Below are 20,563 nucleotides of genomic sequence, written 5' to 3' on the forward strand. Positions count from 1 at the left end.
ACACGCACGCTCGCGCAGAAGGGAGGGTAAGGGGTCAGGGTTTGGTCGCGGCGTGCAGCGCGACGATGCCGCCGGTGAGGTTGCGCCAGCGCACATCGGACCAGCCGGCAGCCTCGATACGGCGGGCCAGCTCGGCCTGGTCGGGCCAGGCACGGATGGATTCCGCCAGATAGACGTAGGCGTCCGGATTCGACGACACCGCGGTGGCCATCGCCGGCAGCGCCTTCATCAGGTACTCCTTGTAGACCGTCGAGAACACCCCGTTGGTCGGTGTGGAGAACTCGCACACCACCAGCCGTCCACCCGGCCGCGTCACCCGCGCCATCTCCCGCAGTCCCGCCGAGTGGTCGACGACGTTGCGCAGCCCGAAGCTGATGGTCACCGCGTCGAACACCCCGTCGGCGAACGGCAGCCGGGTCGCGTCCCCGGCCACCTTCGGCACCGGGCGCGACGCGCCGGCGGCCAGCATCCCGACCGAGAAGTCCGCGGCCACACACCACGCGCCCGAGCTGGCCAGCTCCACGGTCGAGACCGCGGTGCCCGCGGCCAGGTCGAGCACCTTGTCGGTCGGCGACAGCCGCAGCGCCTCGCGGGTGGCGCGCCGCCAGAACCGGTCCTGGCCCAGCGACAGCACGGTGTTGGTCAGGTCGTAGCGCCGCGCGACCCCGTCGAACATCGACGCCACTTCATGGGGGTTCTTCTCCAGCGAGGCGCGGTTCACGCAGCCGAACGTATCAGGCAACCGGCTGGGGGTTGCCTGTGCGCCTGCGGCCGCGGGGAATCAAATCCGCCATGGCGGGCATTGATCCCGGCATGACCGAAAAAGTCTGGTTCATCACCGGCGCCTCCCGCGGATTCGGCCGCGAGTGGACGATCGCCGCACTTGAGCGAGGTGACAAGGTGGCCGCCACCGCGCGCGACCTGTCCACCCTCGACGACCTGTCCGCCAAATACGGCGACGCGCTGCTCCCACTGAAACTCGACGTCACCGACCGCGACGCCGACTTCGCCGCGGTCAAACAGGCCCACGAGCACTTCGGCCGGCTCGACATCGTCGTCAACAACGCCGGCTACGGGCAGTTCGGCTTCATCGAGGAGCTGTCCGAGCAGGACGCCCGCGACCAGTTCGAGACGAACGTGTTCGGCGCGCTGTGGATCACCCAGGCGGCGCTGCCGTTCCTGCGCGCCCAGCGCAGCGGCCACATCATCCAGGTGTCCTCGATCGGCGGGATCACCGCGTTCCCGAACGTCGGCATCTACCACGCGTCGAAGTGGGCGCTGGAGGGCTTCTCCCAGGCCCTGGCCCAGGAGGTCGCCGACTTCGGCGTGCACGTCACGCTGATCGAGCCCGGCGGATTCGACACCGACTGGGCCGGATCGTCAGCCCGGCGCGCCCCTGAGCTGCCCGACTACGCCGACGCCCACCGCAAGTCGCAGGCCCAACGCGCGTCGCGCAACGCCAAGCCCGGCGACCCGCAGGCCTCGGCGGCGGCGTTGCTCAAGGTGGTCGACGCGTCACCGCCGCCGCTGCGGGTGTTCTTCGGCGAGGTTCCGCTGGGGCTGGCCAAGGCCGACTACGAAAGCCGGCTCGCGAACTGGGAGAAGTGGCAGCCGGTCGCGGTCGAGGCGCAGGGCTGACGGCGATGGCCCGCCTCCAGCGATCCGGACGCGCCTCGCTCTACGGGATGCTGTTGACGGCTGCGGCGGTGCTGTTGTGCTGGCCCGCGACGGCACTCTCGGTGACCTGGATGGCCGCGACGGTGTACCTGGTCGCGGCACTGGCCGCGTCGGCCGGGTTAGCGATGACTTCGCGATGATGACACTGCGCGGTGCACAGACCTAGCCTCAGCCGAATTCGAGCAGGGTGTAGGCGCCCCGGTAGTTCTTCAGCGGCTTGAACCCCCAGAACGCCGGAAACACCTTCTCGAAGAAGAAGCCTCTGCCCTGCGGCATCGGCAGATCGTGGACGGCCTTTATGCCGGGCACGGTGTGCACCAGGTCGGCCAGCTGTGCCGCCGACAGGCTGAACGGCATCGGCGGCACCCGGTACCGCGACGACGAACGCATCCCCTTGGGCGCGAACTTCTTCACCATCACCGGCGGCAGGTCGAAGATCATCTGCCCGCCCGGGAACCGGTTCGCGCACGCGGTGATCAGCCCCATCGCCTCGTCGGGTTGCAGGTACATCAGCAGACCCTCGGCGGTGATCAGTACGCCGTTGCTCGGGTCGACGGCGTCCATCCAGCTGTAGTCCAGCGCCGACTGCGCCAGGGTGGTGATGCGCGGCGATTCGGGAAGCACCCGCTTGCGCAGCGCGATGACGGGCTCCAAATCGACTGTGACCCAACGGAACCGGGCGTTCGGGATGGCGGCGTCGAGGCGGAAGAACGTCGTCTGCAGCCCCTCGGCGAGCGCGACGACGGTCGCGTCCGGATGCTGCGCGAGGAACGACTTGGTCGCCCTGTCGAACGCCAACGACCGCAGGGCCATCTCCTGGCCCTTGCGTTTGCCGAACTTGTCGAAGTCGAAGTCGATCGAGTCGACCACCTGCACCGCCATCGGATCGTCGATGATCGCGTGCGGGTGCCGCGCCTGATAGGCGCGCCCGTTGAGGGTCAGCAGCGCCGTCTCTGAGACGCCGGCCAGCGCGCTGGCGTCGATCTTGCCGTCGGGTTCCACCCCACGAATCTACCGGCAGCCGGTATCAGACCAGATAGATGGCGAAGACGACGGCGAACAGCAGGATCAGCCACGCCGCCATCGACCGCCTCAGCCAGCGCGGCGCGGTGTGCACCTCCATGAAGTTCCGGACGATCAGGTGCGCCTTGACCAGGGTGAGGGCGAGCACCAGCACGGTGATCGCGGTGCTCGGGGCGACGGTCTCGGTGAAGTGCGCCGGGGCCAGCCACCAGGACCCGACGGTGATCGCGGTCAGCACCGCCCAAGTCCATGTGATGACGCGGAGGCCGGAGCCGGGTGCGGTGGTCGTTTCGGTCATCGTCATCTCATCACGTAGAGCAGGCCGAAGATGATCACCCACAACAGGTCGACCATGTGCCAGTACACCGCCCCGGTCTCGACCATGGATGTCCTGCGTCGAAACGGGTTCCGCAGTTCGCGTATGACGACTCCGAGCACGATCAACCCGATCAGCACATGGACCATGTGCACCCCGGTCAGCACGTAGTAGAAGGCGAAGAACATCTCCGAGTTGGTATGTCCCGTACTGATCTTGGCGTACCACTCGTAGCCCTTGAACGCGATGAACAGCAGCCCGCACAGCCCGCCGCCGTAGATGTAGTTGATCGCCTGCCGGTGGGATCCGGCGCGGGCGGCCAGGACGCTGCGCGCGACGAACCAGGAGCTGGTCAGCAGGATGACGGTGTTGAGCACACCGATATTGATGTCGAGATGTTGCTGGGCGGCCAGGAATCCGCCGGGGTCCATGGTCCGGTAGATCATGTAGACGATGAAGTAGCCGGCGAAGATGACCAGGTCGCCGAGCACCATCACCCACATGTGCACGTCGCCGGGCAGGTGGCCTTCGCCGGGCCGTGTCTCGGGAATCGATTCCGATTGCGTCATGGCGCCTTTCAGTCCAAGCCCGGGGAATCGGCGGGCTCCAGCGCGGTCGCGCGGCGCAGCAGCATGATCAGCGCGCCCAGCCAGATGCTGAAGATCACCACCGACCACCAGAAGGCCAGGGAACCGTTCCACGCGAACGGTCCGGAGTAGCTGACGAACATCTGGGTCGCGATCACCTCGGTGACGATCTGCCAGATCGTCACGTAGGCAAACCATTTCGGGAAGATCTCGTTCTTGTCGTACAGGATCGCGATGGCGAAGACGAGGTAGGCCGCCGAGAAACAGCCGAGTGACCCGTTGTAGGACAGCATCCCGAGGTCGTAGAGCAGGCTGACGATCTCGGGGTCGCGGTCGACCCGGAACGTGGCCGTCAGGAAGCACACCGCGACCAGCAGGAAGCCCGGCAGCGCACCCACACCCATGCCGCCGATGTAGCCGTAGGCGAACACCTTGCCGACCGACATCCGCATCATGTGGTACGCGACAAGGCCGTTGGTGACCGCCGCACCGCCGAGCAGGATCAGCAGCAGCACGAAGCCGATCTGGATCGTCAACCCGTTGGTCGCCAGGAAGTTCACCTTCTCGGCGGCGGTGACATCCGGGCGTGGCGGCGGGGTGACCCGCGCCATCAGGCAGATGATCACCCCGAAGGCGGCGTACCAGGCAGGGAAGAACCAACACACCAGCCGCACATCGCGTTTGCCGCCCGGCGCCTGGCCGTCGGTGACCCGTACGGCATCGAGCAGGCTCACCGAATCACGCCTTCGTCGCGGGCCTGCCGCAGCACCGCGCGGCGCAGCACGAAGAACATCACGACGACAAACACCGCGAACGCGCCGTTGCGCAGCCAGAACGACAGCACGCCGTCCCAGGCCAGCGGCCCGCTGGTGACGACCGCGGCGCCCGCGGCCGGGATCATCGCGATACCGGTGGCCAGCGCATAGTGCCCGACCCAGCGCGGGAAGACCGGGTCGGGCCCGTCGTCGAAGTAGACCGCGACGGCCAGCAGCACGAACTGGGTGACGACCATGCCGACCGGCGCGATGAACACGATCCAGGCGAGGTCGTTGAGCAGCATGATCAGCTCGGGGTCGCGGGCCGGGCGGAATGCGGCGACCAGGAAGAAGATGTTCGACAACGCGAACGTCGTCGCACCGCTGACCACCGCGGTCAGATAGCAGTACGCGAACACGTGGCTCTGGGTCTTCATCCGCTTCATCTGGGCGACGATCACCATGAAGAACGGCAGGATCATGATGCCGCACAGGTTGAACGTCACCTGACTGAACCGGATCCACGCGGTGTTGTCGGCGTAGAACGACGCGACCTCGTCGGCCGACAGCAGCGGTGACATCGGCGGCCAGAAGCCGGGGAAGGCAAGCAGCGCCACCAGCAGGACCACCCCGACCGCTGGCCCGGTCCACAGACTGACCCACTGCGCCTTGATGTTTCCCGCTTTGGGCAGGTCCTGCACCTGTTCCAGGATCTGCACCGCGACCTCCAATAGTGACTCAAGTCAGATCGTTTACGGCCATCTCCGATGAAGAGCAGCTCCGAAAAGTGTTTGTGCTACCGGGCTGACGGTATCTGTCGGCGACGAGGAACGGAAGCAAATTTTCTGATTAAAGTCAGTTTTGCTGCCACTGCGCGTAGGGTCGGGCACTGGGTTCGCCTCCGAACGGAGCTGCAGATGGTGCTGAGAGAGCAGAAATCCGAGCGCGGCCGCAAGGGTCTGCAGACCCGTGAGCGGCTGCTCGGCGCGGCGATCGCCGAATTCACCCGCGCCGGCCTGGCCGCCGCCGACATCGGCGCGATCGTGGCGGCGGCCGGGGTCGCGCACGGCACGTTCTTCTTCCACTTTCCGACCAAGGAACATGTGCTGCTGGAGTTGGAGCGGCGCGAACAGGACCGCATCGCCGCCGAACTGACCCGGGCCTACCGGCGCCCGCACGGGGTGCGGACCACCCTGACCAAGGCGGTCGGCGCGCTCGGCGGCCTCGAGCGCAGGTTGGGTAACCGGTTGTTCAAAGACTTCCTGGCGCTGCACTTTTCGACCACCAGGCCGCCGTCGGAGGAGTGGACCGCCCACCCGGTGATCGTCGCCGTCGTCGAAGACCTGCGACGCGCCCAGCAGCGCGGCGAGATCCCCGCCGAGGTCGACGTGATGCTCAACGGGGTGTCGTTCCTGGTGGGGCTCTACGCGCTGCTGATCACGCTGCCGCCCTCGCCCGCGATCCGCGAACCGGTCGTCGCGGAGTACCTGACCACCTACCTGTACGGGTTACGTGTGCGATAGCCCTCACGCGGCGCGCCGGGCGCGGGTGCCGATCACCGCCTCGTAGTGCCCGACCAGTTCGGCGCAGATCGACGGCCAGGTGCGGCCCAACACGCTGCGGCGTGCCGCGACCGAGTAGCGGCGACGCTCGGCGACCAGATGATCCACCGACGTCGACAGCCGCTCACCGAACTCGGACACCGGCAGCAGCAGCCCGGTGCGGTACGGCGCGACGAGGTCGCGCGGCCCGCCGGCATCCGGCGCGATCACCGGTAGACCGGAGGCCATCGCCTCCTGCACGGCCTGGCAGAACGTCTCGTGTTCGCCGGGATGGACGAATACGTCCATGCTGGCGTACGCCGCGGCGAGCGCCGGGCCGTACAAGGCGCCGGTGAACACCGCTCGTGGGAACCTGGTTTCGAGCTTGGCGCGGTCGACTCCGTCTCCGACGATGACGATCTGCATGTCGTCCCGGTCGTGCAGCGGCGCCAACCGCTCGACATGTTTCTCGGGCGCCAGCCGGCCGACGAACCCGACGATCGGTTTCCCGCCCGGCGACCAGGCCCGGCGCAGCGTGTCGTCGCGCCACGACGGCGCGAACCCGGTGACGTCGACGCCGCGCGCCCACCGGTGCACCCGTGGAACACCTTGCTCGACAAGGCTTTCCATCGCGGCGGTGGACGGTGCCAGCGTGCGGTCGGCTTTGCTGTGCAGGCGGCGCGTCCAGGCCCACGATGCCCGCGACAGCGCACCGGCGCCGTAGCTGCGGGCGAATCCGGCGACGTCTGTCTGGTAGACCGCGACCGTCGGGACGCCGAGATACCGTGCTGCGTGCACGCCGCCCCAGCCGAGCAGCGCGGGCGACGCGAGGTGCACCACGTCGGGGTCGAAGCCGCGCAGCACACCGGCCATCCGGGGACGCGGAACCCCCAGCGGCAGCGACGTGACCTTCGGGAACATCGCCGACGGGACGCGATGCACGCGCACCCCGGCGTGTACCCGGTCGGCGGGAGGTTGTCCGCGCGGCGTATCCGGGGCGATGACCAGCACCTCGTGGCCGGTGCGGCGCAGGTGCTCGATCACCTGCAGCACCGAGTTGGTGACGCCGTTGACATTCGGGAGGAACGATTCTGCGACGATTGCGACGCGCACACCGCGACAGTGACAGCGTCACCTGTCGGCAAGGTTGCGCCCAGGGATATGTCGCACGAAGAACGGGTGCGGCTGTGAGGATGGTGCCATGCGTCTGCTACGCCCGCTGGTCGCGCTGACCACGCTCGGACTGCTGCTCGGCGCGGTCGGCTGCGCCCGCGAGGTCACCGGCACCGCGACGGCCCCGGCGCCGGCCCCGCTGGCGTTGTCCGAGGACGGCTACGGCATCGTGGCGGGATTCGGCGACGCCCCCGCCAGGATCGAGATCTACACCGAACCGCAGTGCAGCCACTGCGCGGACCTACAGCGCGAGTTCGGCGACCGGCTGGCCTACCACGTCGCCATCGGAGACCTGCAGGTCACCTATCGTCCGTTGACGTTCCTCGACGACGACTACGACGGATACTCCTCCACGGTGGCCAACGCGTTGTTCGCCGCCGCCGAGGCGATCGACGACTCCGCGGCCACCGGCACGCAGTTCCAACGCTTCGTCGAGCAGTTGTGGGTGAACCAGGACCCCGGCGGCCAACCGTTCTCCGGCGACGAACTGCGCACGATGGCCGTCGACGCCGGGATTCCGGAACGGGTGGCCGATCACCTGGCGGGCCCGCAGGAGGCCGTCGACATCGTCGACATGGAGAACACCAACTTCGACCTGCTCTTCGAGGTCGACCAGATCAACACCGGCACCCCGACCGTGTACGACCTCGACGCCGGGCAGAAGGTCGACCTCGCCGAGGACTGGCTCGACGAGTTGGTGGGGTCCTAGGCCGGGACCCGGCGCATGCGCCGCTCGATCAGGACCGTCGCGCCCAGCGCCGACGCGGCGACCAGCCAGCCGACCACCGCGATCGAGCCGGCCGGGATGATCGCCAGCGATGCGTTGCGGTGCTGTACCCGCACCAGATCGGGGTTGTTGACGTCGTATTCGACGTAGATGCGCATCCCGTTCTCGAGTTCGGACGGGTAGAGCACCCCGAGTTCGGGACGATAGGTGATCCGGTCGGGGGTGACGAACTCGATGGTCGAGCGCCGCGGCCCGGCGTCGAGCACGGTGGCCTCGGCGACGCCCATGTGCCGTTCGATCTGCCGGTCGTTGCGCCAGGCACCGAACACCAACAGGATCGACTGCAGCGTGACCAGGCAGGCCAGCACCACGATCCCGATCCGGATGCGGCGGAACACCTTCGCGGTGCGGTCCTCATCGGGGGTGCCGTAGAAGAACGCCGCGACCCGCGGACGCGCCCTGTCCCACAACGCTTTCGCGTCGATCACAGGCTCGCCTTGATCGACGCGTGCAGCGCCCGCAGCGACGAGCGGTCGGCCTTGACCTCCAGCACCCGCATCCCGTCGAAGTCCTCCTCGAGCGCGGCCGCCAGGTCGGCGGCCTCGATCTGGGAGCTCTCCACGTGATAGGCCCGGCACAACGCACCGACGTCGACATCGTGCGGGGTGCCGAAGATCCGCGACGACACGTCGGAGAAGCGCGGGTCGCCCTGTTCGAGGAGTTCGAAGATGCCGCCGCCGTTGTCGTTGGACACCACGATCGTCAGCTTGCGCGGGGTCGGTTCCGTCGGGCCGATCAGCAGACCGGAGCTGTCGTGCACGAACGTCAGATCCCCGATCAGCGCCACCGTGCGTCCGCCGTTGGCGCGTTCGTGCGCCAACGCCGCGCCGATCGCCGTAGACACCGTCCCGTCGATCCCGGCGACACCGCGGTTCGAGCGCACCTTCACGTCGTCGGTGTTGAAGCCCACCAACGCCATGTCGCGCACCGGGTTCGACGCGCCGAGCACGAGCTGATCCCCCGGTCGCAGCGTGTCGGCGACGACGGCGGCCACGTGCAGCCCGGTGGTCAGCGGGTGCGCGGCGAGCTGGTTGCGCACCGCGTCGACGGCGTGCCGGTGCACCTCGGCACAGCGGCGCAGCCACGCCGGTGACGCCTCCCCGCTGGTGACGGCCCGGGTGCCGGTGGCCTGCGAGTTGCCCGACACGTCGGGCCAGCGCGGCCCGGTGGTCAGCGCGAACACCGGGACCGCCGGGTCGGCCAGCAGCGCCGACACCGGACGATGCAGCGTGGGGCGGCCGAGCATGATGACCTGCTTGGGCCGAATCAGGTTCAGCGCCAACGGATGCAGTGGGGTGGCCGCGTGGGGCGCGGTGGGTTCGGCGACCGTCGGCAGGTGCGCGAGGTTCGGATGCACACCCGCGCCGTGCCCGGCGATCACGACGGTGTCCGGGGTCAGGTCGATCTCGAGCGGCTGGTCGAACGTGACCGGCGGGGTGTGGGTCCACGACCTGCCGTCGGGACGGCCGTCGGGGGCGTAGGGCACCGCCGCTGCGGCGCCCGGGTCCGCGTCGGGCACCAGCGGTTCGCGCAGCGGAATGTCGAACTGCACCGGGCCTGCATTGGCCGACCGGGAACCCGTGGCGGCCACCACGACTCGGCAGGTGGCCGAACGCCACTGGGCGTTGAGCGACTCCATGTCGGCGTGGTCCTCGGCCAGGCCGAGGCTGATACTCGCCCGCACCTGGGTGCCGAAATAGCCGAGCTGCTCGAAGGTCTGGTTCGCACCGGTGCCGAGCAGCTCGTAGGGCCGGTTGGCGGTCAGCACGATCAGCGGCACCCGGGCGTAGTTGGCCTCGACCACCGCGGGCCCGAGGTTGGCGACCGCGGTGCCGGAGGTCATCGCGACGCAGACCGGGGCCCGCTCGGCGACGGCGAGCCCGACGGCCAGGAACCCGGCGGTGCGCTCGTCGATGCGCACGTGCAGCCGCAACCGGCCCGCGCGGTCGGCGTCGTGCAGCGCGAACGCCAGCGGCGCGTTGCGCGACCCGGGGCACAACACGACGTCCCGGACACCGCCGCGAATCAGTTCGTCGACGACCACCCGAGCCTGCGCCGTCGAGGGGTTCACCATTACAGGGTATCGGCGAAGAAATTGAGGATCGCGGTGTTGACGACCTCGGGCTTCTCGATGAAGCCCAGGTGGCCGGTGTCAGGAATCTCCAGGAAGCGGCCGTTGGGCAGCGCGTTGGCGACCTCGCGGCCCAGGTGCGGCGGCAGCACGACGTCGTCGGCGAACCCGATCACCAGCGCCGGGGCGGTGATGGACTGGTAGGCCGCCAGCCGGCTCTCCAGCGGTGCGACGCTCAGCTGGGTTCTGATGCCCGGCGTCGGCTTCTGCGGCCACATCGTGAACATGTCGATCCAGTCCCGGACCGCGTGTTCGTCGTTGAGCGTCTTCGGCGAAAAGCTCTCCAGCAAACGCACTTTGGCGTCGAACTCGGGGGGCAGCTCGATGCCGGAGTCGGCCAGCGCCCGCTCCCCCTGCCAGAAGAACTCGCGGGTGCGGTCGTGGCGGCCGCGGGTGGCCATCAGCACCGCCGAGCGCACCAGTTCGGGGCGGGCCACCATCAGTTCCTGGGCGATGAACGATCCCATCGACACCCCGACGATGCGTACCGGCGCCAGGTCGAGCTTCTCGATCAGCGCGGCGGTGTCGGCGACCATCGTCTCGGTGGTGAACCCGTCGGCGTTCTCGGTGGCGCCGATACCCCGGTTGTCGAACGTCACACATCGGTAGCCGGCCCGGGTGAACACCGGCACCTGGTGCAGATGCCAGGTGCGTCCCGCACCCCCGCGACCTGCGATGAAGAGCACCGGATCGCCGGTACCGCGCTCGTCGTATGCCAAATTCACTCCGACGACGGTACTCAGTTGTGAATCGGGCGCGCTAATCCACCCTGAACGTCGCTTTGCGCGCCGAATCCGCACGGGATGGAACCGTGGGGCCCGTTCACCGCGTCCGAACAGACATGATCAACGATTATCTGCGGCACCAGGACGGCGTGATCACGCTTGAACAGGCTCGCGCCTCGGGATTGAGCGCACGCGCCGTGCAACTGCGGGTGCGCTCAGGCCAGTGGAAGCGCTGCGGGCGGGGTGTGTACTTCGCCGACGACCGACTCTTCACCGACGAGGCCCGGATCCGGGCGACCGTATGGAGTTACGGGGTACACGCGGCTGCCAGCGGGCTGACCGCGGCCCGGTGGCACGGGTTGACGCAATTCACTCCGGAAGTGCTGGAGGTGACAGTGCCTCGCGACAGCCACGGCCGCCGGCACCCCGGCAGCCGAGTGCGCCGGCGCGACCTCGACCCAGTCGACATCGTGGAGAAGCGCGGGGTGCGCGTGACGGCGATGCCGCTGACCGTGGTCGAGGCTTCCGCACGCTCCCGGAGCGGGATGAAGCTCATGGACAACGCGCTACAACGACACGTCGACCTGAACAGCCTGTGGTGGTCTCATCTGCGAAACAAGGGACGCACGGGTGCCCCACGTGCGCGGCGGCTGCTCCAGACGGCCTCCGGCGGCGCCCGCTCACACGCCGAGCGGTTGCTGCACAAACTCCTGCGCGAGGCGGGCATCACCGGCTGGAAAAGCAACTATCGGGTTGCTGGTTATCGCGTCGACGTGGGGTTCCCGGGCCCGCGAGTCGCCATCGAGGTCGACGGGTACGCGTTCCACAGTGGCGCGGAAGCATTCCAGATCGACCGCGAGCGCCAGAACGCGATCGTGATCCGCGACTGGCAGGTCCTGCGATTCACCTGGCTGGACCTCACCGAGTACCCCGAACGGGTGATCGCGGTAGTCCGCGCGGCAATTACGGCGCGCTAAGCGACGCGTGACGTCGTTTTCCGCGCCGGATCCGCTTCAGCGCGGCATCCCACAGCAGTCCCCCCGAGGCGGCCAGCGCGGCCGGGTTGGCCAGTTCCCTGCCCATCATCGCGGTGGCCAGCGCTTTCGTGCTCGCCGACGCCTTGGACATGTGGCCGGAGTCGAACGGCGGCTGCGGGTCGTACTCGATGGACAGCTGGATGGCTTTCGCCTTGGCTTCTCCGGCGATGCGCCCGGCCAGCCACAGCCCGAGGTCGATGCCCGCCGACACCCCGGCCGCGGTCGCCGTCTTCGCGTCGGCCTCGACGATGCGCTGGTCGGCGACCGGGATCGCGCCGAGCGTCTTGAGAACGGGCAGCGCCGCCCAGTGCGACGTCGCGCGCTTGCCGTCCAGCACGCCCGCGGTGGCCAGGATCACCGATCCCGAGCACACCGACGTCGTCCACGTCGACGTCTCGTGTGCCCGGCGCACCCAGTCGAGCACCTTCTCGTCACGCGAGTGCTCGATGGTCGCGAAGCCGCCCGGGATCAGGATGATGTCCGGCGACGGCGTCTCGTCGAACGAGTGCGTGGCCCCGATGAGCAGCACGTGCGAGTCGGCCGCGATCGGTCCCGGCTCGTGCCACACGAACCGGACCTCGGCGTCGGGCAGCCACCGCAGGCTCTCGTAGGGGCCGATGAAGTCCAGCGCGGTGAACCCCGGGTAGAGCATGATCGCGACCTGCATGGTGAATCCTCCTGTGTGTCACGCGAACGTCTTGCGGTAGTGGTCGGGTGAGACGCCGAGACGGCGAACGAAGTTACGGCGCAACGTCTCCGCCGAACCGAATCCGCAGCGGGCGGCGATCACGGTGACGGTGTCGTCGGTCTCCTCCAGCTGGCGCCGCGCCGCCTCGGTCCGGACCCGCTCGACGTACGCGCCGGGCGCTTCGCCGACCTCCTCGGTGAACACCCGGGTGAAGTGTCGCGGGCTCATCGCCGCGCGCCGGGCCAGCTCCGGGATACTGTGCGCACCACCGGGTTCGGCTTCGATGGCCTCCTGCGCATCCCGGATCGGGGTGCGCCGGGCGCGTGGCATCCACACCGGTGCGGCGAACTGGGTCTGCCCGCCGGGCCTGCGCAGGTACATCACGAGGTGGCGGGCCACCGTCTGCGCGACGTCGGTGCCGTGGTCGTCCTCGACCAGCGCCAGCGCCAGGTCGATACCCGCGGTGACACCCGCGGCGGTCCACACCTTCTCCGAGCTGCGCACGAAGATCGGGTCCGGGTCGACGGTCACTGCGGGGAAGTCGGCGGCCATCCGCGGCGCGAACGACCAGTGCGTGGTCGCGACGCACCCGTCGAGCAGCCCCGCCTCGGCGGCCAGCACCGCCCCGCTGCACACGCTGACGACGCGGCGGGCCCGCGGCGCGACGTCGCGGATCCAGTCGATCAGCGTCGGATCGTTGCGGGCGGTCTCGGTGCCGAATCCTCCGGGCAGCACGACGGTGTCGACGTCCTCGCCGGGGCCGGGCAGCGCCTCGGCCATCAGGGTCAGCCCGGTGCCGGTGTCGACGGGCGCGGCCCCGGCCGACACGACGCGCACCCGGTATCCGGCGCCGTGGCCCCGCGCGGCGAGCACCATCGACGCGCCGCTGAACACGTCGGCGGGCCCGACCACGTCGAGGGCCTGCACGCCCGCGAAGCCGGCGATCAGGACCGTGCGCACCATGGACTCAGTGTTGGCGACGCCCGCAGTGGCGTCTAGGCCATGGACCCCACAGATCAGGACAGCAGCGGGTGGCAGGCCCGGACGCGGTCGATCCACCACTGCCGGCGATCCGGCGGCGCGGCCAGCGCCGCGATCCGCGCCGGATCCGGCGTCACCGGCGCAGCGGGCAGCGTGCCGTCCACCGGGGTCAGAGGTTCGGCCACGTCGTCGACGAACAACCCGCCGGTGCCGAGCCCGCAGGCATGCTCCAGCCGGGGCAGCGCACCGGCCGCGACCAGACCGGCACCGATACCGACGGCGGTGTCCAGCGCGCTGGACACCACCACCGGGATGTCGATCTGGGCGGCGATGGCGAGCATCGTCTGCACCCCGCCCAGCGGGGCCACCTTGAGCACCGCGACGTCGGCCGCACCTGCGCGCACGACGTGCAGCGGGTCCTCGGCCTTGCGGATGCTCTCGTCGGCGGCGACGGGGATGTCGACGCGGCGCCGGACCTCGGCCAGTTCGGCGACGGTGCGGCAGGGCTGTTCGAGGTATTCGAGCGGACCGTCGGCGGTCAGGGCCCGCGCCGCGGCGACCGCCTGCTCGACGGTCCAGCCGCCGTTGGCGTCGACCCGGACGGCCAGCCCGACAGCACGGACGGCGTCGACGCGGGCGACGTCGTCCTCGAGGGTCTGGCCGGGTTCGGCGACCTTGACCTTCGCGGTGCGTGCGCCCGGGAACCGGGTGAGCACCTCGGCGACGGCGCCGGCCGGGACGGCGGGCACGGTCGCGTTGATCGGGATCCGGGTGCGCTGCACGTCGGGCAGCGGGTGATAGGCGGCCGCGAGCGCCGAGGCCAGCCAGTGCGCGGCCTCCGGCGGTTCGTACTCGAGGAAGGCGCCGAACTCACCCCAGCCGGCGGGGCCGTCGATCAGCGCGACCTCGCGGGTGGTGATGCCTCGGAAGCGCACCCGCATCGGCAGGGCGACCACGTGCAGCCGGTCCAGGATGTCGGCGAGTTCGGGCACGCCCTTATCGTGCGTCAGCGGTCGGCGTCGGTGCGCTCCGGGGCATTCGGCAGCATCTTGAGCCCGGCCACGGAGACGATGATGCCGGTCAGGAACACCGCCTTGCCGACCGAGGCGTCCTCGTCGCCGCTGAGCATCGCGTAACCCACGGTGAGCGCGGCGCCGAGGCCGGTCCACACCGCGTACGCCGAGCCGATCGGGATGTGTTTGACGGCCCAGCCCAGCCCGGCCAGGCTGGCCAGCATCGCGACGACGAACACCGCGGTCGGCACCGGCGCGGTGAAGCCGTCGGTCTTGCCGAGCGCGGTGGCCCAGACCGCTTCCAGCACGGCGCTGCAGATCAGCACGAACCACGGCATATCAGCTCACCACCTTCAGTCCCACGACACTGCCCACCAGGACGCACAGCAGCACCACCCGGGCGGTGCTGGCGGCTTCTCTCTTGGTGGCGATCGCCCACACCACGGTCAGCGTCGCGCCGATACCGACCCAGACCGCGTATGCGGTGCCGGTGGGCAGTTCGGTCATCGCGTAGGCCAGCCCGGCCAGGCTGGCGATCATCGCGACGACGAACACCGCGGTGGGGCGCCATCGCCGGAAGTTGTCGGACATGCCGAGCGCGGTGGCCCAGACGGCTTCGAGGACGCCGCTGAGCACCAGGATCAGCCACGCCACAAGACCCTCCTGCGAGTCAGTCTTGTCCTGGCGGGTACTGCTCCCTCGTCCGCCGGCACCCAGCATCGGGCACCGCACCAGCCACGTTACCCATCAGTTTCGGGTTGGTCATGTCCCGGAAACAAATGGTGAGGAGAGTCTCCGCCCGCTAGACGGTCGCGCGGTCGCGGCCCTCCCAGTGCGGCTTGCGCAGCTCCTTCTTCAGGATCTTGCCGGTCGGGTTGCGGGGCAGTTCGTCGGCGATGTCGACGGTCTTCGGGCACTTGTAGGCGGCCAGCCGTTCCCGCGCGAACGCGATGATGTCGGCTTCGGTGACCTCACCCTCGACCACGACGACGGCCTTGACGACCTCACCCCACTTGTCGTCGGGCACGCCGATCACCGCGACCTCGACGACGGCCTCGTGCTCGGCGAGCACCCGCTCGACCTCGATCGAGTAGATGTTCTCGCCGCCCGAGATGATCATGTCCTTGAGCCGGTCCTCGACGAAGATGTAGCCACCGTCGTCGACGCGGCCGATGTCGCCGGTGCGGAACCAGCGGTCCTCGGTGACGGCCTCCGCGGTGGCTTCCGGCTTGTTGTGGTAGCCCTTCATCAATTGCGGTGAGCGGAACCACAATTCGCCCTGCTCGCCGGGCGCGACGTCCTGCAGGGTGTCCGGGTCGACGACGCGGACCTCGGCGTTGGGCACCAATGTGCCGGCGCTGGACAGTCGCTCCTCGCGGCCCGGGTCGCGGTGCGCCTCCGGCAGCAGGTGGCTGATCACGCCGCACAGCTCGGTCAGACCGTACGCCTGCATGAAATCGGTGTTGGGCCAAGCCTTCAGCGCCTGCCGCAGCAGCGGCAGCGGCATCGGTGACGCGCCGTAGGCGAACGTCTTGAGCGAGCCGAACAGCTTGACCGCGTCCTCGCCGGCTTCGAGCACCTTGGCCAGCACCGCGGGTACCAGGAAGGTGCGGTTGGCGCCCTTGAGGATCGCGCTGGCCAACGTCATGCCGTCCACGTCGCGGGTCATCACGCTCGGGAAACCGTCGTGGATCCCGAACTGCACATAGGACGATCCGCCGACATGGAACAGCGGCATCGCCACCATGTTCTTGTCGCCCTCGTCGAACTCGAAACCCTCGTGTGCGTTCATGGTGTGCGCGATGACGTTCGCCTGGGTCAGCTCCACACCTTTGGGGCGCCCGGTGGTACCCGACGAGTACATGATGATGCACACGTCGTCGGGTTCGACGTCGGCGGAACGGTCCACCGGCGACGCGGCCGCCAGCAGCGCCTCGTACTCGTCGCCGCCCTCCGGTTTGACGGTGATCACCGTGTCGACCCGGGTCAGCTTGTCGCGGATCTTGGCGATGCCGTCGGCGAACTCGTCCCCGACGATGATCAGCTTGGCCCCGGAATCGTTGAGCACGTAGTCGAGTTCGTCGGAGGCCAGCCGGAAGTTGATGATCGCGTTTGCCGCGCCCAGCGATGCGGCGGCGAACGTCAGCTCGACACACGCCGGGTGGTTCTTGTCGAGGAACGCGACGACGTCACCGCGGCCGATGCCTTTCTCGGTGAGCGCACCGGCCAGCCGGCGGACCCGGTCGTTCCACTGCGACCAGGTCCAGGACCGCTCGAGGTAGTCCATCGCTTCGCCGTCAGGGTTGACGGCGGCCCAGTGGGCCAGTCGCTCGTCGAGGAATCGGGGTGCGCTCAGCTCGGCCATGTCTACAGAGCGTGCCACGATCTGCGCTGCGGCTGACCGGATTTGCTCAACTCACCGGACGAGCGGCGCGAGGTAGGTGCGGGCGTAATGGGCGACGGCGTCGTCGTCGGTGACGTCGAGGACGCCGGTGCCGACCTGCACCAGAGATGCGGCGAGCCGGATGTGCAGTTCGGCGACGGCGAGCAGGTCGGCGTCGGGCATCGTCGCGCCGGCCGCGCGCAGCGCCTTGGCCATCGCGGTCGCAGCGCTGACCAGGAACAGCCTCGCCTCGGCCACCATCTCCGTGGTCGCGGTGAATTCGCCGTCGAGTTGCAGGAATCGGCGCATCACCGGTTCGCCGGTGAGCAGTCGCACGCCCTCCCGGAACGCGGCGACCGCCGCCTGCTGCGGGCCGTCGTCGATCGCGACCGTCTGCAGCCGCGCCATCGCGAAGTCGAAGGTCTGCCGACCGAGCTCGGTGATCAACGCGTCGCGGCTCGGGAACCGGCGGTACAGCGTGCTGCGGCTGACGCCGGCCTGGCGTGCCACCACGTCCATGCTGAGCCTGCCGACCCCGACGAGTGCCACCTCCTCGGCGGCGGCCTTCAGGATCGCCGACTCCTGCTGGGTGGGGCTGTCGGTGTTGCGGTTTCGGCGCATCCGCTACCCCGCCGGGCAGCGGCCGGCGGGCGGCGCGAACGAATCCAGCGCCACCGAGCGGTGTAGCCGCACCAACTTCTCGTATTCGATCCTGTTCCGCGCCAACGGGATCAGTAGCACCCGGTCAGGCAGCGTGCGCCAGGCCAGCTGCAGCAGGCGCGAGTAGAGCGCGAACTCGACGTCGTGTCGGGCTTCCCACCGGAACCCGGTCAGCTCCCGCACCCCCGGGTGCAGGATGCCGAACGAACACACCGTCAGTACCCGGCCGGCGAGCGGGCGCAGCGCGACCCAGCCCGGCGTCAGCGCCGTCCGCAGGGCGGGCGGCAGCACCAGCGTCGGCAGCGGCAGCTTCGTCAGGTCCCGGGTGACGCGGCGCAGGAACGGATTCGTCGCGAGCTCGTTGGCGACCATATCGTCGTAGTACGCGACCGCATCGGCATACGTGGCAGGCAGTTTCGCGTTCTTACCAGGTAGCTCGAGTGCGCGGAACGCCTGCAGGAGCTGCTGGTAGGCGGCCTCGCGTTCGTCGTCGTCGAGGGTGATGCCGGTGCACGGGGTGAAGGAGTTCAGCACCACGAACAACCCGCTGACCGCGATCCAGTTCCACAGCGTGGGGTCCAGTGCGCTGTAGCGTACGTCGGCGAAGTCCCCGGTGCCGCGGCCGCGCACCTCGCGGTGCATGGTCTTGAGCCGCTGCCCCTCGGCTTCTCGGTCGGTGGCATCGCCCCAGATCGCCAGCAGCGCCGAAAAGCCGCTGCGCACTCCGCGATCGGCGAAGTTGGCGGCGAACCTGCCGGTCTTGTCGACCGCGGCCGCGACCGGCACCAGCGCGACCTCGTCGAACGCTGCGGCGCCGAAGAGACCGCCCAGCACACTTCCGGAGTGTCTACGGAATTCGTGGAGGACCTTCGGGCGGACGTTCGTGGTGATGGAGTCGGTGGACTCCGCGGCGGTCGCGACCATTGCGCCTCCCGACATCGTCGTTGAAACAAAGACTAGCTTCCTGTGTCAACATGTCAATGGCGGGCACGCTCGGCGAGGCCGAGGGCGCGTCGGATGCACGGCCGACACGGAGTGGCGCCGGGCAGACGCGCGCGCTCGCGGTGCCGACGTCAGGCGCCCTGACAGACGCCGGAGTCGCGGATCACGGTGCCGTAGACGTTGGCCGTCGCGATGTTCGCGTTGATCACCCCGGCCGGCATCCGCTGCTTGATCTTGTCGCTGATCTGGGTGAACTGATACCACAGCCGGTAGATCGAATCACCGTGGAACAGCGGCGAATACTCGCTCTGATCGGGATAGTTGACGATGAACAGCGTATGGGCCCGCGGGTCCAGGAACGCCGCGGACTGGTCCAGGTTCGCGGCGACGATGTCGCCGGCCTCGGTGACGCCGGGGCGTGTCCAGTAGTCGCCCTGGTCGGCGAGGAAGCGCTGAAAGCCGTACACCTGATCCATCAACGGCTGGTACTGGGCGTTGATCCACTGGCACGACTCGCGTTCGGCGGTGATCATCTGCGGGGTCACCCTCGACTGCCACAGGTTGTACGGGAACGGGCGGTAGTCGGGCTGCCAGTTCGACGGGTACGGCGTGAACACCGGCAGCGTCGGGGTGGCCGGCTCGGCCTGACCCACCGGGGCGAGACCCAGCAGGCCGGCCAGTCCCAGCGCAGTCACCACCGCCCACCGGAACATGGTCAGGCGCCGCCGAATTCGGGACGCAGGACCGGTGCCAGCGCCGCGAGCGGGATACGGGCCTGCACGGTGCCGCCATCCATCGACCACTGCATCAACCCCGGGGTGAAGTCGGTCGGCCGATCCCGGCCCACCGGATAGTCCGGCATGTAGATCACCAGGTGGTCGGGCGTCAGCGCCCACGCCTTGTACGCCCCGGAGTACACCTTGTCCGGTGTCCAGCGGTCCGGGGTGAACGGATAGGTGCCGGGCTGGTGCGGCGGTGGTGCCGCATCGAGGGCCGCGATGATGAACGGACCACCCAGACGGGGGATCTCGGCAAAGTGGTCGACGCCGGGCTTGAACAGATCCGCCAGCTGCAGCTGCCGTCCGCCGGCGAAGGTGAAAGTACGGTAGGCGTCGCTGACGATCGGCGCGTTCGGATGCGCCAGGGCGTCGGTACCGACCGTGCCCGAGTACATCTCGTGGAAGACGACCGTCATCGCGTCACCATGGTGGAAGATCTCGAACTGCTGCTCGCCGAAGCTGTCCTGCACCATCTTCTTCGCCGCGGTGCGCCAGTTGTTCATCAGGTTGGTCAGGTACTCCCGGATCACCGGGATCTCCACGAGGTCGCCGGGCAGTGCCAGCTTGATGTCGCGCGTGGCTTTGCGCTCCGACACCACCGACGTCGAACAGAACCGCCCGTCCCACTGACCGCCCAGTTCGGCGCAGAACGTCGGAGCTGACGCCGACACCGGCGGCGCGGTGGCCATCGCGACCGTGGTCATCACTGCGACAGCACTGCTGCCGACGATCCGGCGGATCACTAGGGGAGCTCTACTTTGCTTGCGCGCCAACGCCCGTCGGCGTACTCCATGGTCATCTTGACGCGGCTGCGGTCGATCCGCGGGTCCGGCACGTTGGTGTTGGACACCGACTGGTCGACGAACAGCAGCACCACGACCTTGTCCTTGGACGCCGACTGCACAGCCGACTCCAGCACGACACCGTGTGCGGTGGCCTTGTTGTCGATCAGCAGCTGCCGCAACTGCGCGCTGGACTGTGAGTACATGTCCTTGAATTCGCCGGTGGCCCCGTCGAGCACCGCGTCGAAGTTCTCGTCCACCTTCGCCGAGTCGATGCTCGTCAGCACCTGCGCATAGCTTTCCGCGGCGTGTCGGGCCTGCTCGCTCGCGTCGGCGATCTGGCGTTCCTGCCACAACTGCCAGCCCAGGAAGCCGACCGCACCCAGCAGCACGACGAACGCGGTGACCAGACCCGCGCGCACCGCGATGCGGCCCCGGTTCGGTGCGGCGGACTGGGTGTCACCGTCCTTGCCGAGCGCGGCCTTGATCTCCAGGTCGGACTCGGACTCGACCTCCGGCTTGTCGTCGGTGGTCTTGTCGTCGTCGGTACTCACGGACATCATCATCTCCTAGCGGACGTCGG

26 protein-coding genes and 1 riboswitch are annotated in these 20,563 nt (G+C 68.9%); of the genes, 5 read left to right on the plus strand and 21 right to left on the minus strand.

The features are described from left to right. Positions 1-34: 34 nt before the first annotated feature. Complete coding sequence (locus NTM_RS02790) at positions 35-721, minus strand: demethylmenaquinone methyltransferase (RefSeq protein ID WP_163765389.1); 687 nt, start codon at positions 719-721, stop codon at positions 35-37. Positions 722-813: 92 nt separating this feature from the next. Here NTM_RS02790 and NTM_RS02795 point away from each other — a divergent pair, with 92 nt between their 5' ends. Beyond that, entirely contained in the window at positions 814-1,638 is an 825-nt protein-coding gene (locus tag NTM_RS02795) for an SDR family oxidoreductase (protein ID WP_163765390.1), read from the plus strand. A gap of 5 nt (positions 1,639-1,643) precedes the next feature. Further along, the gene (locus NTM_RS02800; RefSeq protein ID WP_163765391.1) at positions 1,644-1,817 is read left to right on the plus strand and encodes a hypothetical protein; all 174 of its coding nucleotides are present in this window, start codon (positions 1,644-1,646) and stop codon (positions 1,815-1,817) included. Between the two features lie 28 nt (positions 1,818-1,845). Here the strand turns inward: NTM_RS02800 and NTM_RS02805 are convergent, their stop codons facing one another. The 5 genes from NTM_RS02805 to NTM_RS02825 are packed head-to-tail and all read right to left on the minus strand — an operon-like array spanning position 1,846 to position 5,077. Then, the gene (locus tag NTM_RS02805; RefSeq protein ID WP_104861949.1) at positions 1,846-2,679 is read right to left on the minus strand and encodes a class I SAM-dependent methyltransferase; all 834 of its coding nucleotides are present in this window, start codon (positions 2,677-2,679) and stop codon (positions 1,846-1,848) included. A 25-nt stretch (positions 2,680-2,704) separates the two neighbouring features. Further along, positions 2,705-2,998 (minus strand): cytochrome C oxidase subunit IV family protein, encoded by a 294-nt coding sequence (locus tag NTM_RS02810; RefSeq protein ID WP_435405022.1) that lies wholly within the window; start codon positions 2,996-2,998, stop codon positions 2,705-2,707. A gap of 2 nt (positions 2,999-3,000) precedes the next feature. After that, positions 3,001-3,585, minus strand: coding sequence for a cytochrome c oxidase subunit 3 family protein (locus NTM_RS02815; protein ID WP_163765393.1), 585 nt, complete (start codon positions 3,583-3,585; stop codon positions 3,001-3,003). Positions 3,586-3,593: 8 nt separating this feature from the next. Continuing rightward, positions 3,594-4,337, minus strand: a complete 744-nt coding sequence (locus NTM_RS02820; protein ID WP_163765394.1) for a hypothetical protein — start codon at positions 4,335-4,337, stop codon at positions 3,594-3,596. After that, complete coding sequence (locus NTM_RS02825) at positions 4,334-5,077, minus strand: hypothetical protein (protein ID WP_163765395.1); 744 nt, start codon at positions 5,075-5,077, stop codon at positions 4,334-4,336. Before NTM_RS02825 ends, NTM_RS02820 begins: the two co-directional genes overlap by 4 nt. 198 nt (positions 5,078-5,275) lie before the next feature. On the opposite strand from NTM_RS02825, the gene NTM_RS02830 reads away from it, so the two are divergent. Next, positions 5,276-5,881, plus strand: coding sequence for a TetR family transcriptional regulator (locus NTM_RS02830; protein ID WP_179963870.1), 606 nt, complete (start codon positions 5,276-5,278; stop codon positions 5,879-5,881). 3 nt (positions 5,882-5,884) lie between these two features. Here NTM_RS02830 and NTM_RS02835 read toward each other — a convergent pair whose 3' ends face one another. Further along, entirely contained in the window at positions 5,885-7,012 is a 1,128-nt protein-coding gene (locus NTM_RS02835; protein ID WP_163765396.1) for a glycosyltransferase family 4 protein, read from the minus strand. Positions 7,013-7,100: 88 nt separating this feature from the next. Here NTM_RS02835 and NTM_RS02840 point away from each other — a divergent pair, with 88 nt between their 5' ends. Further along, a complete protein-coding gene (locus tag NTM_RS02840; RefSeq protein ID WP_163765397.1) occupies positions 7,101-7,781 on the plus strand; it encodes a DsbA family protein in 681 nt (226 codons plus the stop codon). Here the strand turns inward: NTM_RS02840 and NTM_RS02845 are convergent. From NTM_RS02845 to NTM_RS02855, 3 genes are read right to left on the minus strand one after another with little or no spacing between them, the layout of a single operon-like run. After that, positions 7,778-8,287: a DUF3592 domain-containing protein gene (locus tag NTM_RS02845; protein WP_104861943.1), complete on the minus strand. Its 510-nt coding sequence runs from the start codon at positions 8,285-8,287 to the stop codon at positions 7,778-7,780. The two genes, NTM_RS02840 and NTM_RS02845, sit on opposite strands and share 4 nt — an antisense overlap. After that, complete coding sequence (gene menD / locus NTM_RS02850) at positions 8,284-9,933, minus strand: 2-succinyl-5-enolpyruvyl-6-hydroxy-3-cyclohexene-1-carboxylic-acid synthase (protein ID WP_104861942.1); 1,650 nt, start codon at positions 9,931-9,933, stop codon at positions 8,284-8,286. The genes NTM_RS02845 and menD overlap by 4 nt, the downstream gene beginning before the upstream one ends. Further along, positions 9,933-10,715, minus strand: coding sequence for an alpha/beta fold hydrolase (locus NTM_RS02855; protein WP_163765398.1), 783 nt, complete (start codon positions 10,713-10,715; stop codon positions 9,933-9,935). The genes menD and NTM_RS02855 overlap by 1 nt, the downstream gene beginning before the upstream one ends. Before the next feature lie 116 nt (positions 10,716-10,831). Here NTM_RS02855 and NTM_RS02860 point away from each other — a divergent pair, with 116 nt between their 5' ends. Further along, positions 10,832-11,692, plus strand: coding sequence for a PDDEXK-like endonuclease domain-containing protein (locus NTM_RS02860; protein ID WP_104861940.1), 861 nt, complete (start codon positions 10,832-10,834; stop codon positions 11,690-11,692). Here the strand turns inward: NTM_RS02860 and NTM_RS02865 are convergent. From NTM_RS02865 to NTM_RS02915, 11 genes are all read right to left on the minus strand, one after another. Next, positions 11,679-12,419 carry a DJ-1/PfpI family protein gene (locus NTM_RS02865; protein ID WP_163765399.1) on the minus strand — a complete coding sequence of 247 codons (741 nt, stop codon included), beginning with the start codon at positions 12,417-12,419 and terminating at the stop codon, positions 11,679-11,681. The genes NTM_RS02860 and NTM_RS02865 overlap by 14 nt on opposite strands. An 18-nt stretch (positions 12,420-12,437) precedes the next feature. Next, positions 12,438-13,403, minus strand: a complete 966-nt coding sequence (locus NTM_RS02870; RefSeq protein WP_163765400.1) for a GlxA family transcriptional regulator — start codon at positions 13,401-13,403, stop codon at positions 12,438-12,440. A 53-nt stretch (positions 13,404-13,456) separates the two neighbouring features. Beyond that, a complete protein-coding gene (locus tag NTM_RS02875; protein ID WP_163765401.1) occupies positions 13,457-14,413 on the minus strand; it encodes an o-succinylbenzoate synthase in 957 nt (318 codons plus the stop codon). 14 nt (positions 14,414-14,427) lie between these two features. Then, positions 14,428-14,772, minus strand: a complete 345-nt coding sequence (locus tag NTM_RS02880; RefSeq protein WP_163765402.1) for a DMT family transporter — start codon at positions 14,770-14,772, stop codon at positions 14,428-14,430. A gap of 1 nt (position 14,773) precedes the next feature. Then, a complete protein-coding gene (locus tag NTM_RS02885; protein ID WP_104861935.1) occupies positions 14,774-15,088 on the minus strand; it encodes a DMT family transporter in 315 nt (104 codons plus the stop codon). A gap of 10 nt (positions 15,089-15,098) precedes the next feature. Continuing rightward, positions 15,099-15,164: riboswitch (guanidine-III (ykkC-III) riboswitch) on the minus strand. 72 nt (positions 15,165-15,236) lie between these two features. Further along, positions 15,237-16,799 (minus strand): long-chain-fatty-acid--CoA ligase, encoded by a 1,563-nt coding sequence (locus NTM_RS02890; RefSeq protein WP_163765403.1) that lies wholly within the window; start codon positions 16,797-16,799, stop codon positions 15,237-15,239. 51 nt (positions 16,800-16,850) lie between these two features. Next, on the minus strand, positions 16,851-17,438 hold the full coding sequence (locus tag NTM_RS02895; RefSeq protein WP_104861933.1) for a TetR/AcrR family transcriptional regulator: 588 nt from the start codon (positions 17,436-17,438) through the stop codon (positions 16,851-16,853). Between the two features lie 3 nt (positions 17,439-17,441). Further along, positions 17,442-18,401, minus strand: coding sequence for an oxygenase MpaB family protein (locus tag NTM_RS02900; protein WP_163765404.1), 960 nt, complete (start codon positions 18,399-18,401; stop codon positions 17,442-17,444). A 149-nt stretch (positions 18,402-18,550) separates the two neighbouring features. Further along, positions 18,551-19,132: a hypothetical protein gene (locus NTM_RS02905; RefSeq protein WP_163765405.1), complete on the minus strand. Its 582-nt coding sequence runs from the start codon at positions 19,130-19,132 to the stop codon at positions 18,551-18,553. Between the two features lie 2 nt (positions 19,133-19,134). Then, positions 19,135-19,902, minus strand: coding sequence for a mannan-binding family protein (locus NTM_RS02910; RefSeq protein ID WP_163765406.1), 768 nt, complete (start codon positions 19,900-19,902; stop codon positions 19,135-19,137). Between the two features lie 38 nt (positions 19,903-19,940). Further along, positions 19,941-20,540, minus strand: coding sequence for an Rv1363c family protein (locus tag NTM_RS02915; RefSeq protein ID WP_104862188.1), 600 nt, complete (start codon positions 20,538-20,540; stop codon positions 19,941-19,943). Positions 20,541-20,563 lie beyond the last annotated feature (23 nt).

The sequence above is a fragment of the Mycolicibacterium parafortuitum genome (assembly GCF_010725485.1).
GTDB lineage: Bacteria > Actinomycetota > Actinomycetes > Mycobacteriales > Mycobacteriaceae > Mycobacterium.